The sequence below is a fragment of the Clostridium pasteurianum genome (assembly GCF_001705235.1).
GTDB classification, from domain to species: domain Bacteria; phylum Bacillota; class Clostridia; order Clostridiales; family Clostridiaceae; genus Clostridium_S; species Clostridium_S pasteurianum_A.
The window spans coordinates 2,560,010-2,575,531 of sequence record NZ_MCGV01000001.1 but is presented as its reverse complement, the minus strand read 5'-3'; the positions used below and the strand labels follow the sequence as shown (position 1 = coordinate 2,575,531).

General features: G+C 31.7%; 15 protein-coding genes. 1 reads left to right on the top strand and 14 read right to left on the bottom strand.

All coding sequences use genetic code 11. The features are described 5' to 3' along the window. Nucleotides 1-169 precede the first annotated feature (169 nt). From BEE63_RS11470 to BEE63_RS11450, 5 genes are all read right to left on the bottom strand, one after another. On the bottom strand, nt 170-2,059 hold the full coding sequence (locus BEE63_RS11470) for a beta-glucoside-specific PTS transporter subunit IIABC (RefSeq protein ID WP_066021518.1): 1,890 nt from the start codon (nt 2,057-2,059) through the stop codon (nt 170-172). A 158-nt stretch (nt 2,060-2,217) separates the two neighbouring features. Beyond that, nucleotides 2,218-3,048: a BglG family transcription antiterminator LicT gene (gene licT / locus BEE63_RS11465; protein WP_066021517.1), complete on the bottom strand. Its 831-nt coding sequence runs from the start codon at nt 3,046-3,048 to the stop codon at nt 2,218-2,220. Between the two features lie 212 nt (nt 3,049-3,260). Continuing rightward, complete coding sequence (locus tag BEE63_RS11460) at nt 3,261-3,722, bottom strand: GNAT family N-acetyltransferase (RefSeq protein WP_066021516.1); 462 nt, start codon at nt 3,720-3,722, stop codon at nt 3,261-3,263. A gap of 96 nt (nt 3,723-3,818) precedes the next feature. After that, nucleotides 3,819-5,150 carry a hemolysin family protein gene (locus BEE63_RS11455; protein WP_066021515.1) on the bottom strand — a complete coding sequence of 444 codons (1,332 nt, stop codon included), beginning with the start codon at nt 5,148-5,150 and terminating at the stop codon, nt 3,819-3,821. 188 nt (nt 5,151-5,338) lie between these two features. Then, the gene (locus BEE63_RS11450) at nt 5,339-6,259 is read right to left on the bottom strand and encodes an aldo/keto reductase (RefSeq protein ID WP_066021514.1); all 921 of its coding nucleotides are present in this window, start codon (nt 6,257-6,259) and stop codon (nt 5,339-5,341) included. A 149-nt stretch (nt 6,260-6,408) separates the two neighbouring features. Here BEE63_RS11450 and BEE63_RS11445 point away from each other — a divergent pair, with 149 nt between their 5' ends. After that, complete coding sequence (locus tag BEE63_RS11445; protein ID WP_066021513.1) at nt 6,409-6,987, top strand: 5' nucleotidase, NT5C type; 579 nt, start codon at nt 6,409-6,411, stop codon at nt 6,985-6,987. Between the two features lie 53 nt (nt 6,988-7,040). On the opposite strand, the gene accC is transcribed toward BEE63_RS11445, so the two are convergent. Genes accC through BEE63_RS11400 form a run of 9 tightly spaced genes read right to left on the bottom strand, consistent with a single transcriptional unit; the run spans nt 7,041 to nt 15,227 of the window. Continuing rightward, nucleotides 7,041-8,372, bottom strand: coding sequence for an acetyl-CoA carboxylase biotin carboxylase subunit (gene accC, locus BEE63_RS11440; protein ID WP_066021512.1), 1,332 nt, complete (start codon nt 8,370-8,372; stop codon nt 7,041-7,043). A gap of 2 nt (nt 8,373-8,374) precedes the next feature. Continuing rightward, nucleotides 8,375-8,806: an acetyl-CoA carboxylase biotin carboxyl carrier protein gene (locus tag BEE63_RS11435; protein WP_066021511.1), complete on the bottom strand. Its 432-nt coding sequence runs from the start codon at nt 8,804-8,806 to the stop codon at nt 8,375-8,377. Nucleotide 8,807: 1 nt separating this feature from the next. Continuing rightward, nucleotides 8,808-9,821, bottom strand: a complete 1,014-nt coding sequence (locus tag BEE63_RS11430; RefSeq protein ID WP_066021510.1) for a biotin-dependent carboxyltransferase family protein — start codon at nt 9,819-9,821, stop codon at nt 8,808-8,810. Continuing rightward, nucleotides 9,821-10,525 (bottom strand): 5-oxoprolinase subunit PxpB, encoded by a 705-nt coding sequence (pxpB, locus tag BEE63_RS11425; protein WP_066021509.1) that lies wholly within the window; start codon nt 10,523-10,525, stop codon nt 9,821-9,823. The genes BEE63_RS11430 and pxpB overlap by 1 nt, the downstream gene beginning before the upstream one ends. Nucleotides 10,526-10,542: 17 nt before the next feature. Continuing rightward, nucleotides 10,543-11,664, bottom strand: coding sequence for an alanine racemase (gene alr, locus BEE63_RS11420; RefSeq protein WP_066021508.1), 1,122 nt, complete (start codon nt 11,662-11,664; stop codon nt 10,543-10,545). A gap of 28 nt (nt 11,665-11,692) precedes the next feature. Then, nucleotides 11,693-12,451 carry a 5-oxoprolinase subunit PxpA gene (locus tag BEE63_RS11415; RefSeq protein WP_066021507.1) on the bottom strand — a complete coding sequence of 253 codons (759 nt, stop codon included), beginning with the start codon at nt 12,449-12,451 and terminating at the stop codon, nt 11,693-11,695. A 10-nt stretch (nt 12,452-12,461) separates the two neighbouring features. Beyond that, entirely contained in the window at nt 12,462-13,247 is a 786-nt protein-coding gene (locus BEE63_RS11410) for a putative hydro-lyase (protein WP_066021506.1), read from the bottom strand. Between the two features lie 12 nt (nt 13,248-13,259). Further along, on the bottom strand, nt 13,260-14,363 hold the full coding sequence (locus BEE63_RS11405; RefSeq protein ID WP_066021505.1) for a DUF4392 domain-containing protein: 1,104 nt from the start codon (nt 14,361-14,363) through the stop codon (nt 13,260-13,262). 21 nt (nt 14,364-14,384) lie between these two features. Then, nucleotides 14,385-15,227: a D-amino acid aminotransferase gene (locus tag BEE63_RS11400; RefSeq protein WP_066021504.1), complete on the bottom strand. Its 843-nt coding sequence runs from the start codon at nt 15,225-15,227 to the stop codon at nt 14,385-14,387. Between the last annotated feature and the right edge of the window lie 295 nt (nt 15,228-15,522).

Genomic DNA, 15,522 nt, shown 5'->3' with positions numbered 1-15,522 from the left:
AAAGCAGGGGGTTGATAGCCCCCTGTTTTATACAGTTCAGTTGCTATAATCAACTGGTAAAGTTAATTCAATAATAATAGCCGGTTGCAGAATGCAATCGGCTATTATTATTCATTATTATCTTTAAGATTTTAATTTTTCTATTTATATCATTTGTTTATTTACTTAACTAAATCATTACTGTTAGTAAATCTTCTTTATAGCTAATTTCCTTTTTATCAGTCTCAATAACATCTAAATACTTGTCTGAATTAGTAACTACAACAGGTGTTGTTACGGAATATCCTTCTCCCTTTATAGCATTAATATCAAACTCTACTAATACCTGTCCTTTTGTTATACGATCCCCTTGCTTTGCCTTAGCTGTAAAATGTTTACCTTCTAATTTAACTGTGTCCATACCTATATGGATTAATATCTCTGCGCCGCTATCACTTGTTATTCCTAAGGCATGAAGTGTTGGAAATAATGTTGTTAGAGTACCATCTACTGGTGAAACTACTTTTCCTTCTTGAGGTTCAATTGCAACACCCTTACCTAATGCTCCTGTTGAAAAAGCTTCATCTTTTACTTCTGATAATGCTTTAACTTCACCTTTTATTGGACTAGTTAATACTTCTTGTTTTACTAACTCAGGAACATCATTTTTAGTTTCTTCTTTAACTTCATCATCTTTAAATCCTGCAAATAACATTATTAAGAAACCTAATGCAAAAGCTACTATTATTGATATTATTGAACCATAGAAACCTCTATCCATTCCTTTTGGTCCAATGAAGCATGGAATTCCGAATATACCAAGTCCTCCGAATATATACATCTTACTTCCCATAGCTCCTAGTATACCACCACCTATTGATGCTCCAATACAACTTATAATAAATGGCTTTTTACGTGGCAAAGTTATACCGTATATAGCTGGTTCTGTAACTCCAAAGAAACCTGAAATAACTGCTGGAATAGCTAATGATCTTAATTTCTTATTTTTTGTTTTAATTAATATTGCTGCAACTACACCTGTCTGAGCAAAAGAAGCTGCAAAGAATGTTGCAATAACTGGATCGTAATGCATTACTGATATGTTGTTTAACAGTATAGGAACTAATCCCCAGTGTAATCCGAATATAACAAATATCTGCCAGAATGCTCCTATAAATAATCCTGCAACAATTGGGCTTAAATTGTATATAGAAATTGTAGCTGCTCCAACTAATTTTCCTGCCCAAGTTGATATTGGTCCAATTACTATAAATGCTAAAGGTACAGTAACTAATAATGTAAAGAAAGGAACTAAAAATGTTTTAACTACATCTGGAATTATCTTTTTAAAACCCTTTTCTATTTTAGCTCCTACGTATGTTGATAAAATAATAGGAATAACACTTGAAGAATAGCTCATTAATATAACTGGTATTCCTAAAAATGTCAAATAGACAGACGATTGAATTACAGTACCAGTAAACACATTGTATAATGCTTTACCTGATGTCATAGCTGTAATTGTTGGATATACTAGTGCTCCACCAATTGCCATACCAACAAATTCATTAAGTTTAAATTTCTTAGCTGATGTATATCCTAAGAAAATTGGGAAGAAGTAAAATAATGCATCACCTATAGCATTAAGCATAATATAAGTACCAGATTTATCGCTAAGTATATGCATTGCAACAAATAGTGCATTAAATCCTTTTATCATACCAGATGCACACAGTACTCCAAGAATCGGTGTAAACACCCCTGATATAATATCTATAAACTTATTTAAAGCTCCTGTTTTTTCATTAGAATCTTGATCTTCTGATGATGATTTAAAGCCACCAATAGCAATAACATCATCAAAAACATCACCTACATTATTACCAATAACAACTTGATATTGGCCACCACTCTTAATAACAGTTACAACTCCATCCATATTTTTAAGAACTTCTGTATTTGCCTTACTTTCATCTTTCAATTTGAAACGTAAACGTGTAATGCAGTGGGTTAAACTATTAACATTTTCTTTACCACCAACATTTTTTATTATGTCTTTGGCTAATTTTTCGTATTTCATAATAATTTCTCCTTTTCTTTTGATTTTAAAATTATAAGTACTATAAATCCATTATTTAATATATAAAAAGGCGAGACCCAGTAGACAGTATAATAAACTTTATACTATCTACCTTGGTCTCGCCTGCTTTACCAGTAACAATCCAAAATTTTATTTAGTTATCTTTCTGTAACACGCTGAATGTGAACTGTTAAATATAATTGCTCTTCCTGTGATAATTCCATCTGAAGATACTTTTGTACTTTAAGCATACATTCATATGCCTTCTTATACTTTTCTTTAACCTGCTTTAATAAAAAATCTTCTCCATTGCTCTTGTTTTTTTCACTTAATTTAATCCTTTGAAAAAAGAATCTTAAATGAGTAATAAACCTTTCATAACTAATGGACTTCTCGTCCAATTTAATGCTATAAGTATACTTAACAATGTTTAAAATATCTTGTATCATTTTAGTTTGACTAGCAATATCATTTAAATTGCTTAATGAACTATTAACCTGTGCATTTATTAAATGCAGTGCTATATTTCCAGCCTCATCCACAGGTAATTTTTTGTTAGTCTCATCTTCAATAAATTCTAATGCCTTAAGACCAACTTTAAATTCGCTGGGATAAAATTTTCTTATCTCCCAAATTAAAGCATTGTGGTTAACAATACCTTCATCAAACAGCTTTAATGTGTTGCTAATATGATCAGTGAGGGTTACATATATATAGTCATTAAGTTTAGTACCAAGTATATTTTTAGCATATTCAATAATATCATAGCAAAGAGAAACATATTCTGTAGGCACATCTTCTAATAACAATTTGAATCTTTCTGAGGCCTCTTTTTGTTTAAGGATAAATACTTTTTCTATTAAATCCTCATTTACTTTGTCCCCTACACTCTTCTTAAACCCAATTCCACGCCCCATTACAACAAATTCACTATTATTAGAATCTTTGGCTACTATAGCATTGTTATTAAATATTTTTCTAATTAACATCACTATTCCCTCATTTATTTGCATACTAGTTAGAATAAAAAAACCTTAACTAATGAAAAGAGACATTCTAATATCTTCTTTCATTAGCCAAGGTCTCGCCTGATCTAGTCAGTAACAATCCCGAATATTATTTTGTAAACGTTTCATAATGTACTATTATCATATACTATTTTTTGATTACTGTCAACATCTTTTGATAAAATTATTTAAATTTATTTCTCTATTTGCTGTAAAATCATTGTTCTCTTATAAAATCCATGCCTTTTATAAAATTCCAATACATTTTCATTTCCTTCTGCTACGCCTAATATTTTAGTCTTAACTTCATTATCATCTAGCCATTTAATTGCTCTAGTCATTAACTTATCACCCAGACCAAACTTACGGCATTCTTTTTCGATAAATAGAGACTCAATTTCACCAACATTTTTATCTTTAACTGTACTTATGCAGTAACCTACGTATTTCTCATCTTTTTTAATTAAGTCTATATTCACTGCATCAACATTATCTTTGGTAAAAGCCTTACGTCTCGTAGCATCAAAGCTAAAATTTTTATATCTATCATAAAAGTATTTTGAATTATTCATATGATGCTCATTTAACTTCTCCCACAAAGGTTTTACTGAATCCAATAACTCTATACCACCATTTACGAACTCAAAGTCCTCCATGTAACCCACCCCTTATAAACTTTACATTAAATAAATTTTAATGCAAAATTAATGCTGTGTAAATACTATTTTTTATTTTATTAAATTTCAAAACTATCACCCATTTTTAACTTCATTCTCTGAGCTCAATGTTTTTTTATCTTTTAACCTAATAAATACTCTAGTTATCCTTTTCTCATTGCATTTTAATACTTTAAACTCATAGTCTTCATAATTTATTTTGTCATTAACCTTGGGATAAGAATTAAGCTTAGAGTATATCCATCCACCTACTGTATCAATATTTTCCTCTTCAATATCCGTTTCTAGTATTTCATTTATCTCTTCAAGTAGAACCTTTCCATCTACAATATAACTATTTTCATCTACTTTTTTTATTTCTTCTCCTTCATCTTCATCAAACTCATCTTGAATTTCTCCTACTATCTCTTCCAAGACATCTTCTGTAGTAACAAGTCCCGATGTACCGCCAAATTCATCAATAACAATTGCCATTTGAGCCTTTTCCTTTTTAAATACTTTAAGTAAATCCCCTATAAGCATGGATTCAGTTACAAACTTAACCTCTCGAATGATTCCTTCAATATCTTCACTTTTGCCTTCTATCTTTTGTTTATATAAATCTTTTATATGTATAAATCCAATAATGTTATCCTTACTCTTTCTACAAACAGGATATCTTGTCATCTGCTCTTTCAGAGTAAACGCAACTATATCCTCAAAAGAATCTTCCGCAAAAATACATAACATGTCCGTGCGCGGCATCATTATTTCCTTTACTGTCTTGTCTGAGAAATCAAATATATTATCAACAAAAGTTAATTCCGTCTTATCTATAAGTCCATGTTTATAACTATCCTCTGCTAATAATTTTATCTCTTCATCGGTGTGAGCAGCATCATGTTCCTCTACACTTGATATTCCAAATATTTTTAGAACTAGATTAGTACTATGATTAAAAAGCCACATTATTGGGTATGTAATTTTGTAAAACATAATAAGCGGCAATGCAGTATAAAGAGCTATTTTTTCAGTATTTATAATTGATAATGACTTAGGTGTAAGCTCTCCAAGCACTATATGAAAACCTGTTATTATGGAAAAGCCTAATAAAACAGATATTGAATAAATAGCATGTTCTGAAAGATTAAAGAACCTAAAAACAGGCATCAGCATATTTGAAATTGCTGGTTCTCCTACCCAACCTAATCCTAGCGATGCCAATGTTATTCCAAGTTGGCAGCCTGATAGATATGAATTCAAATCATTAATTACTGTCAAAGTACGCTTTGCACTCTTATTTCCTTCCATAACTAAAGTTTCTATTCTAGATTTTCTTATTTTGACCATTGCAAATTCTGCTGCTACAAAAAAAGCGTTCATAAATACAAGCAAAAATACAACAATAATATTTATTAGGACAATCATTATATTTGTATTCCCTCCTAGCCCTCTTAAAATAATATTATATGTTGTATTTTATCCTCTTTAAAAAATAATAGACATTGCAAAATAAAGCAAACTATATTTGGCTTAAGCCTTATACAATTTGCTCTATTTTTAAAATCAATATATATTGGTATAAAAAAGTTTATTTCTGTACCATTTAACTCTCTCTATGGCAAAACATTTCCTGCTGCTCTATATATTGAGTACCACTCCTGCCTTGTGAGCTCAATTTCTGATGCCTTACAAATTTCCTTCAAACGTTTAGGATTTGTTGTTCCAACTATAGGCTGCATCTTTGCTGGATGCCTTAAAATCCATGCAATTGCTATTGTTGTATTTGTAACTCCTCTACTTTCAGCTATTTCATTTATCTTTTTATTAAGTTCAGGGAATTTATCATTGTCTAGAAATACCCCTTCAAAAAAACCATATTGGAATGGTGACCATGGCTGAATTGTTATTCCCTTCAAACGGCAATACTCTAACACACTTCCATCCCTATTTATTGAAGAATTGTTTTTCATATTAACGTTAATTCCAGAATCAATTATACCTGTATGTGCAATACTGAATTGAAGCTGGTTAATTATAATCTTATGATTTAAATATTTATTCATAAGTTCCATCTGCATAGGATTTTGATTACTAACTCCAAAGCTTTTAACCTTACCACTATCATAGAGTATATCAAAAGCCTCAGCAACTTCCTCCGGCTCCATAAGCGTATCTGGTCTATGAAGAAGGAGTATATCCAAATAATCAGTCTTAAGTCTTTTTAAGCTTTTATCTACAGAACTTAAAATATGTTCCTTGGAGAAGTCATAATATCCCTTCCTAATACCACATTTTGATTGAATTATTAATTTTTCTCTAACACTTGGATTCATATTAATTGCTCTAGCAAAAACTTCCTCGCATTCACCACCACCATATATATCAGCATGATCGAAGAAATTAATCCCTTCATCTAATGCAGTGTTAATTAAAGTGGAAGCTTCCTCTATGGTAATTCCATTAATCCTCATGCAGCCCAAAGAAATTTGAGATGCATTATTAATCTCGCCTTTTCCAATATTAATATTTTTCATTAACATACCCTCCCTTTTACTTACTATTACCTTATAAGCTTATATTACACTAAAAACTCAAAAAAAATAATACTAAAATTTAATCTAAACTTAATTATTACTTAACCTTGATATAGTATTATGATACTTAAAGAAATGGAGGTAGAAATATGGAAAACTTAAATATTTGCATTGATATTGATGGAACTATAACAGATGCTTACTACTGGCTTAATTTATGTAACAAATACTTTAATACCAATATAACAGAAAGTGAGGTAACTGATTATTGTATACACAAGGTACTAAATATACCTGAAGAAGATTACTCTAAGTTTTATGAAAAATACAAATTTAAACTTCATACTGAAGAAAAACTTAGACCTGATGCAAAAAACATCATAACAAAGCTCAATCTACTAAACAATATACATTTTGTAACTGCAAGAGATAGAGATCTTACTATTCTCACCTACTCATATTTAAGAAAACATTCTATATCTTATGATACTCTTACAGTACTAGGAAATACTCATAAAGTAGCTACTGCCATAGCCTTAGATTGTGATGTTTTTATTGAAGATAGCTACGACAACGCAATTGAACTTTCAAACGCAGGCTTTAAAGTTTTATTAATGGATACTAATTATAACAGAAAACCACTAAACGATAACATTGTAAGAGTTTTTAATTGGGATGAAATTTATACTATAATAAACAGATCAATTTTAGAAATACAGGCAATGTAGGATTACACTTACTGCCTGTTATTTAAAGCATACTACTATACATAATAATATTATTATATAATTTTATTCACTTCTAAAAACTTAGTGTCAAAATCCCCCGTCCTGAAGACTTCATTAACCATTAGTTTTTTATGAAAATCTATCGTAGTGTAAACACCTTCAATGGTAAATTCATCTAAGGCTCTTCTCATTCTTTCAATTGCTTCATTTCTATTTCTTCCCCATGCTATAACCTTAGCTATCATAGAATCATAAAATGTTGGGATTGTATATCCACTATACACTGCACTATCTATCCTTATTCCAATACCTCCAGGGGCTATATATTTATTTATTTTACCAGAGCATGGCATAAAATTATTATATGGATTTTCCGCATTTATTCTACACTCAATTGCGTATCCATTTATTTTTACATCTTCCTGCCCAAATGATAATTTCTCCCCTTGTGCTATTAATATTTGCTCTTTTATCAAATCCATTTCAGTAATACCATGTTCAACCTGAATTCTTGTATTCATTTCCATAAAATAAAAGCTTCCATCCTTATTTAAAAGGAATTCCACAGTTCCAAGACTGTTGTAATTTACAGCTTTAGACGCATCGACTGCGGCCTTTCCCATAGCCTTACGCAGCTCATCATTTATGGAAGTTGAAGGTGTTTCTTCAACAAGCTTTTGATGCCTTCTTTGAATTGTACAGTCTCTTTCTCCGAGGTAAACTGCATTACCATAATTGTCTCCAAGTATCTGTATTTCTACATGTCTAGTATTTTCGAGATACTTTTCTATGTAAACTGCACCATTACCAAAATAGCTTTCAGCCTCTTTCTCAGCTTCCTCAAATTTGGACACAAGTTCCTCTTCATTTCTCACAACTCTCATGCCCTTTCCTCCCCCTCCAGAAGATGCTTTGATTATGACGGGATATCCTATTTTTTCTGCTGTTTCAACTAATTTTTCTCTATCATCAATTTCCCCATCTGTACCCATTATAATAGGTACACCTGCTCTTTTCATAGCTTCTCTTGCATTAGATTTATTCCCAAGCATATTTATAATTTTATAATTAGGGCCTATGAAACATATATTAAATTCCTCACAGGTTTTAGCAAAGGTTGAACTTTCAGAGAGAAACCCATAACCTGGGTGAATGGCATCCGCCTTTGCATGAATGGCTATATTTATTATTGCATTTACATTTAGATATGTATCCTTTGGAAAAGCTTTTCCTATACAATAAGCTTCATCTGCTAACTTTACATGGAGAGATTCTTTATCACTTTCTGAATAAATTGCAACCGTTAAAATATGAAGTTCACGGCAAGTACGTATAATTCTAACTGCAATTTCGCCTCTATTGGCTATAAGGATTTTTTTAAACATAATTATTTATCACTCCCCTTAATCTCAAATAAGGGCTGACCATACTCCACAAATTCTCCATCCTCTACTAAAATATCAACTATTTCTCCAGAAATGCCTGCTTCAATCTCGTTATATAGCTTCATTACTTCAATTAAGCCTACAACTGTATCTTCCTTAACAATATCATGAAACTTTATAAATGCCTCTTTTCCCTCTTCTTTTCCTCTGTAAAAAGTACCAGCTAAGCTTGATTTAATGTAAATTTTTTCATCATGTTTTCTTTTCAGCGCTATTTCACCTTTATTATGATTCTCATTTTCACTAACATCCGTATGTGTTGAACTTCCCCTGTCCATAACTATTTTGCTATCACCGCATTTAAATTCGAAATGAGAAAACTCTTGCTTTTTTAAAAGCTCCATTATTTTAGCTAAATCATCTGTATCAATCATTTTATCTTCCCCCTGATATTGTAATTAATTTGATAGATTTTTTTAATTCATAAATATACGCTTCTCTTTTTAAATACATCTCTTCAGCTTCTTTTAAAGTTACTTTTTTGAATTTCACTTTTGAATGGGGTTTAAGTTGAACTAACTTAGGAAGGTCATAAGAAGCCACATGAGCAATTTTAGGATAACCACCTGAAGTTCCTCTATCTGCTAAAAGAATTATGGGATTTCCATCTGGTGGAATTTGAATAGTTCCAAAAGACACCTCACCGGATATCATTTCAAGCTTCTCTTTAAGCTCAATTTTTTGACCCTTTAAACGATATCCCATCCTATCCGATTTAACATCTATAGTAAATGAACTGCCAAAAAATTTATCAAGACTTTCTTCACTTATTGCACTATATTGCCTATCCTCAAACACTCTAATAATAGCAGTATGCTTTTCTTCTTTTATGGAATTCCTAGCATGCCATCTTGGAAAGGCAAAGTTCTTATTTTTATTTTCTTTTTTTAAATTATCTATTATATTTAAAGAAAGTGTACTCATTCTTCCAAGTTTAAGTACATCATTTTTTTTAAGAGCTCTTCCCTCTTTTCCTCCCAATTTTGCCCTCAAATATGTACTTTTACTCCCCATAAAAACAGGGACATCAAAGCCTCCTGCAACAGCTAAATAACATCTAATTCCATTAACACAAGCTCCAAATTTTAATATTGAAGACTCTTTTAAATATATTGGTCTTCCCATGGGAACCTCCACATTATTAATTGAAGGTGAAAGCTTTGCACCAGTTATAGAAATCAAGCTTCCTTTCGGTAAACTTAAAGAAGGCCCAATTAAAGTAATTTCAAGTACGCCTTCATTCTCCTCATTTCCAACCAAAATATTTGATAATCTTGCTGCATAAGTATCCATAGCACCACTTACAATAATTCCGTATTTTTGATATCCATATCTCCCAAGATCCTGTATAGTAGTTAAAAGACCTGGAGTTAATACATTTATATTCATCATACTCTCTCCTTTAACTTTAAATATTCTGCATAGGAAACAGGGTAAAATCTTGCTATATCTCCGCACTTTAAAAGAGTTTTATTAGCACTATTAAAATCAAATAATTTAAGCGGTGTTCTACCTATTATTTGCCATCCACCAGGGGTTTCTAAGGGATATATTCCCGTCTGCGTTCCAGCAATACCAACCGAACCAGCTGGTATTGCCGTTCTTGGAGCATCTCTCCTAGGCGTATGAAGCTTTTCTGAAAGACCACCCAAATACGGGAAACCCGGTGCAAATCCAATCATATAAACCAAATATTCACCACTCGAATGAATCTTAATAACTTCATCTACTGTAAGCTTATTATGTTCTGCCACATATTCTATATCAGGTCCCAATTCACTTCCATAGCAAACTGGAATTTCAATTACGTTTTCCTCATAACTACATGAGAAATCAAGCTTCGATAGTATTTCTTTAAGTTTTGATTCTACTACCTTAAAAGGTTCATTTTCCTTCACTTCAATTGGATTATAAATTACGGAAACACTACAAAAATAGGGTATATATTCTACTAAACCACAGAATGGATTTTCATCAAGATATGAACAAAGTATTCTTATTCTTTTATTAATTTCTTTATCAATCTTATCTTCAAACTCAATTAAGGCGCACGTTTCATTTGCCTGTAAAATACTAAACTTATTTTCCTCCATCACTATTATCCCCCAGTTTACATGTAAATTCTTTTTACCCTCTTTCCTATTCCACAAACAAATTCATAATTAAAGCTTCCAGCAGCATTAGCCAGTTCTTCAACAGTAATAGTATTTTCACCATCTTTCCCAACTAGGGTGACTTCATCCTCTATTTTAACGTCCTTTATATCAGTTATATCTACCATCATTTGATCCATACAAATTCTCCCTAGTATAGGTGCATACTGTCCATGAATTAAAACTCTTCCCTTAGAAGAAAGTCCTCTTAAATATCCATCGGCATAGCCTACTGATATGGTGGCAATTTTAGTTTTCTTCTTTGTGATATATGTTTTACCATAGCTTATACCCTCTCCATTAGGGACCTCGGAAATATTAATTACATGAGATTTCCAAACTAATGCTGGCTTTAATTTAACAGAAGCTTTATCAACCTCATCTGAGGGGTATAGCCCGTACGTAATTATACCGCTTCTAACCATATCTAAACGATGATCTTTAAACTCCATAATTCCTGCACTATTACAAACATGCTTAATTGGAATGTCAATTTCTTTAGCTTGAAGCATATTTAAAAATTTATCGTATTCTGATTTTTGCTTATCGGTATAGCTCTTGTCCGCTTCATCTGCACAGGAGAAATGGGTAAACATACCTTCCAGCACTAATCCTTTCATAGCCTTTATCTTTCCAATATCCAAAATGCTCTGCTTATTTACCTTAAACCCAATTCTGTTCATTCCTGTTTCCACTGCAATATGGACCTTTATAGTTTTATTAAGCTTAAGAGCGCACCTTGATAGCTCTTCTGCCATTTTTATATTGTAAATAGTTTGAGTTATATCATATTTAACTAAAGCTTCATATTGCTTTGGAGAGGTATATCCCAAAATTAATATTGGAATATTTACCATGTTCTTGCGAAGTTCTATAGCTTCTTCTATTGTTGCAACACCAAAATAATTAACCTTATCCTTAAGAAAATTTCCGATTTCTACAGCTCCATGACCGTATCCATCAGCTTTTATTACAGCCATAATCTTTACATTCTTTTCTACTCTTTTTTTCACTTCATTTATGTTATGTTCTATAGCTTTCAAATCTATTTTTGCATAAGTTCTAAGATATTTTTTCACGCGTCTTCACCTCTTAACTAAATAGATTTCATCCTAATGCTGATATTCTTATATCTTCATTTTTAAACGCGTCGTTTATTTTTTTTACAAAACTTAATGCTTTTTCTCCATCTCCATGTACGCATATAGAATCCGCTTTAAGAGTGATGTAAGCACCATCTATAGTTCTAACTTTACTCTCCTTAACCATTCTAATTACTCTTTTAATAGCTTCTTCTTCATCTTTAATAACAGCTCCCTCTCTACTTCTATCTACTAGAGAACCATCGCTATTATATGCCCTGTCTGCAAAAACCTCGCTTGCTGCTTTTAATCCAACATAACTTGCAGCTTCAAGCATTTTGCTTCCCGACAAAGCAAGCAAGATTAATTTTGAATCAACTTCGTATATACCTTCACATATTGCTAGAGCAAGATCCAAATCTTTAGCCGCCATATTGTAAAGTGCCCCATGAGGCTTTACATGCTTTATCTCTACTCCATTTGCCGTGCAGAAAGCTTTTAAGGCTCCAATTTGATATTGAACCATTGTCTTGGCCTCTCTTAAAGAAACATCCATTTTCCTTCTCCCAAACCCAAGCAAATCAGGAAATCCTGGATGTGCTCCAACTGAAACTCCATACTTTTTTGCTAATTTCACTGTATTATCCATAACTAATGGATCAGAAGCATGAAAGCCACAAGCTACATTTGCAGATGATATATACGATATTACTTTTTCATCTGAACCAATCTTATAATTTCCAAAGCTCTCACCTAAATCACAATTTAAATCTACCTTGTACATAATATCCCCTCTAATATTTTAAATCTATATTCTTTAAGTCCGTTATGAGCATGTGACCAGGAGAATGTGTAATAACTATTTTAGGTTTAACATTCATAACTACTGACTGGGGCGTAACTCCGCAGGCCCAAAATACTGGAATTTCATTATCTTTTATAGTAACAGGATCACCAAAATCAGGTTTACTTATATCTTTTATCCCAATAGACACCGGATCACCTATATGAATCGGCGCCCCATGTACTTTGGGCATTTCTCCGCTAACTAGAACTGACTTTATTATGTTCTCATTAGATAAAGGTCTCATACTTACTACCATTTTGCCATTAAATATTCCTGCAGGCGTACATTCAATATTAGTAATAAACATTGGTACATTGCAATTTTCTTCAATGTGCCTTATGGGAATGTTCGCCTCTATAAGCTCCGATTCAAATGAAAAGCTACAGCCAATTAAAAAGCTTACAAAATCTTCTCTCCAAAGGTCAGCTATGTTTGTATATTCACCTGTTAAAATTCCATCTTCATATACCCTATATTTAGGAATATCACTTGTAATATCAATATCTTCACCTAAATATTTAAGTTTTTTATCTCCAACATCACTTACTTCTAATATAGGACAAGATTTAGGATTTCTTTGAGTAAATAACAAAAAATCATATGCTAATTCCTTTGGCAGAATAACCAAATTAGCTTGCGCATAGCCTGAACACATTCCAGCTGTAGGTGTTGTAATTTTTTCTTGCCTTATCAATTTACGAACATCATAGGGCTTCATATTTGAATACTCCATCTGTACCCCACCTTAAATTATATTTTTTAATTTCTCATTTTCATAAGAATTACTTTCATAAAATCCTAGTTCAATTACTTTCTCAAACCAAGTAGAACAAATTTTCTGAGACTTAATTGCAGAAGCTACACATTCTCTCATTAAATTAACTATTGATGTGTTAACCTCTAAATTGCAGCCATCTATAGCTGGAATTAACTCTCCATACATATCTATCATGCCGCTTCTAGATGCTGTAATCATAGCTTCCTTTTCCATAACTTTAGTGTGCATTATATCCAAATCCTTTTTTAAATATGCTAGTGCTGCTATGAGACCATAACATCCCCAATCTGAGACAGTTGCAGTTATAATATTGTCAGCAGCTACATCTGCTATTATTCCTCCATTACAACCACAGTTGCAACTTCCCTTAGCTGCATATGGAATATACTCTTCTAGATGTTCTTTTAAAGTTCCCATACCAAGTTCATTACCCAAATCTCCAATAGCTATATTTAAAACACCTTTCTTCTTTAACTTAATAAATAGAATATCTTGCTTTGCTTCAAGTTTTGTTACATCTAACCCCACAGCATTATGATAAACACCCTTATGATTAGCTCCTGGACATTCTATACTTATAACGGCACTTGGTAGACCATTTTCTATAAGTTCATCTGCCTGCTTCTCCGCCTGTTTTTTGTCTTTTGTAAATGTTATTCCAGCTAATGATAGTGGACACTCTTTCAAACCTTCAATACTATTTTGAAAATGAAGTCCAACTACATATGATAAATTTTCTACTGCCTTAATATTATCTTCAGGACATACAATTACAGGTTTTACATTAAAGCCTTTTACTAAAGCTCTTGCTAAAAGCATTGTGCTTACGATTCCATCCATTTCTGCTTTCTTAAATGGGCGAAGAACAAAACCTGTCATTATATAAACTAAGTCTCCTTCCTTTAAAGTCTTTTCCAATTTCTTAGCACAGTTCATCGTTAAAGGCTCTTTAGTATACTCTCTTGCTGCCTTGTATAAAATTCTGCAAATACCATATCCCCTTGGATCTAGATTCATCAAATTGTCTAAACTTTCACCTATATTTAATATTGTTAATTCTTCCTGTTCCATACGGTCTTCTCCCCCCTAACTTTAATTTGTAGCTTCTATAAATTCATTTAACAACGCATCTTGAAGTTTTTTTACAAGCTCTGGTGCCTTCCCTCCTACAGGTTTTCCATCTATTTCACAGGTTGCCATACAGAATTGACCTGAGCTCGTAACTATAACCTCATCAGCTTCCATTAATTCTTTTAAGTTAAAAGCTGTTTCATTTACAGGAATCTCAAATCTCTTACACATTTTTATGAGATGTGCTCTTGCTATGCCTGGTAAAATTAAATTATCTGTAGGAGCTGTCTTTAAAATTCCATCTTTTATAATAGATACATTACTGTGTGCGCATTCTGTTACCCTGTCTCCTCTATGAAACACTGCTTCCTGACATCCTGCTTCTTCAGTCTTTTGGGCAGCTATTACACTTGGGAGTAAATTGAGAGTCTTTATATTGCAATGTAAAAATCTAGTATCTTCTAAAGTAATTAATTTCAACTTTTGAGACATATCTTTTATATTTAATGGTTTCAATATAATCCAAAAATTTGCTTTTACATCTGCTGGTGGAAAAGCATGATTACGCATACCCGTTCCTCTAGTAACCTGCCAATATACAAATTGCTCTCCCGAATCAACCTTTTTAACCATTTCTTTTAGTAATTCCTTTAGCTCATCTTTTGTGTATGGAATCTTAATTCTAAGTAAACCTGCACTATTATAGAAACGTTCTATATGTTCATCTAATGCAAATATCTTATGATTTCTACTGTAGGTAGCATCATAAGCTCCATCCCCAAAATAGCACACACGATCGTTCATAGGTATTTTCATGTCCTCAACTAAAGCATATTCTCCATTATAGAATCCTAAATTTTTCATAACTTCTCCTCCAGTATTTATTAATTTAATATATTTTTATATTTTAAAATAAACTTTTAATATAAAATCATTGTTTAAATTATTAATTTATTAATTTAAGTACATACTATATTAATAAATACTTTTTTTCAATATTTTCTGAAAATTACGCATAAATTATTTTTATTGTTCTCTTTAGCGCAAATATTTACTGTTTTAAACTATTAATCAAGAAAAATTTACTGTTATATAAATTTATATCTTATCTAAATAAATTTATAAAAAAAATCAATGCACACAATCTGCATTGATTTAA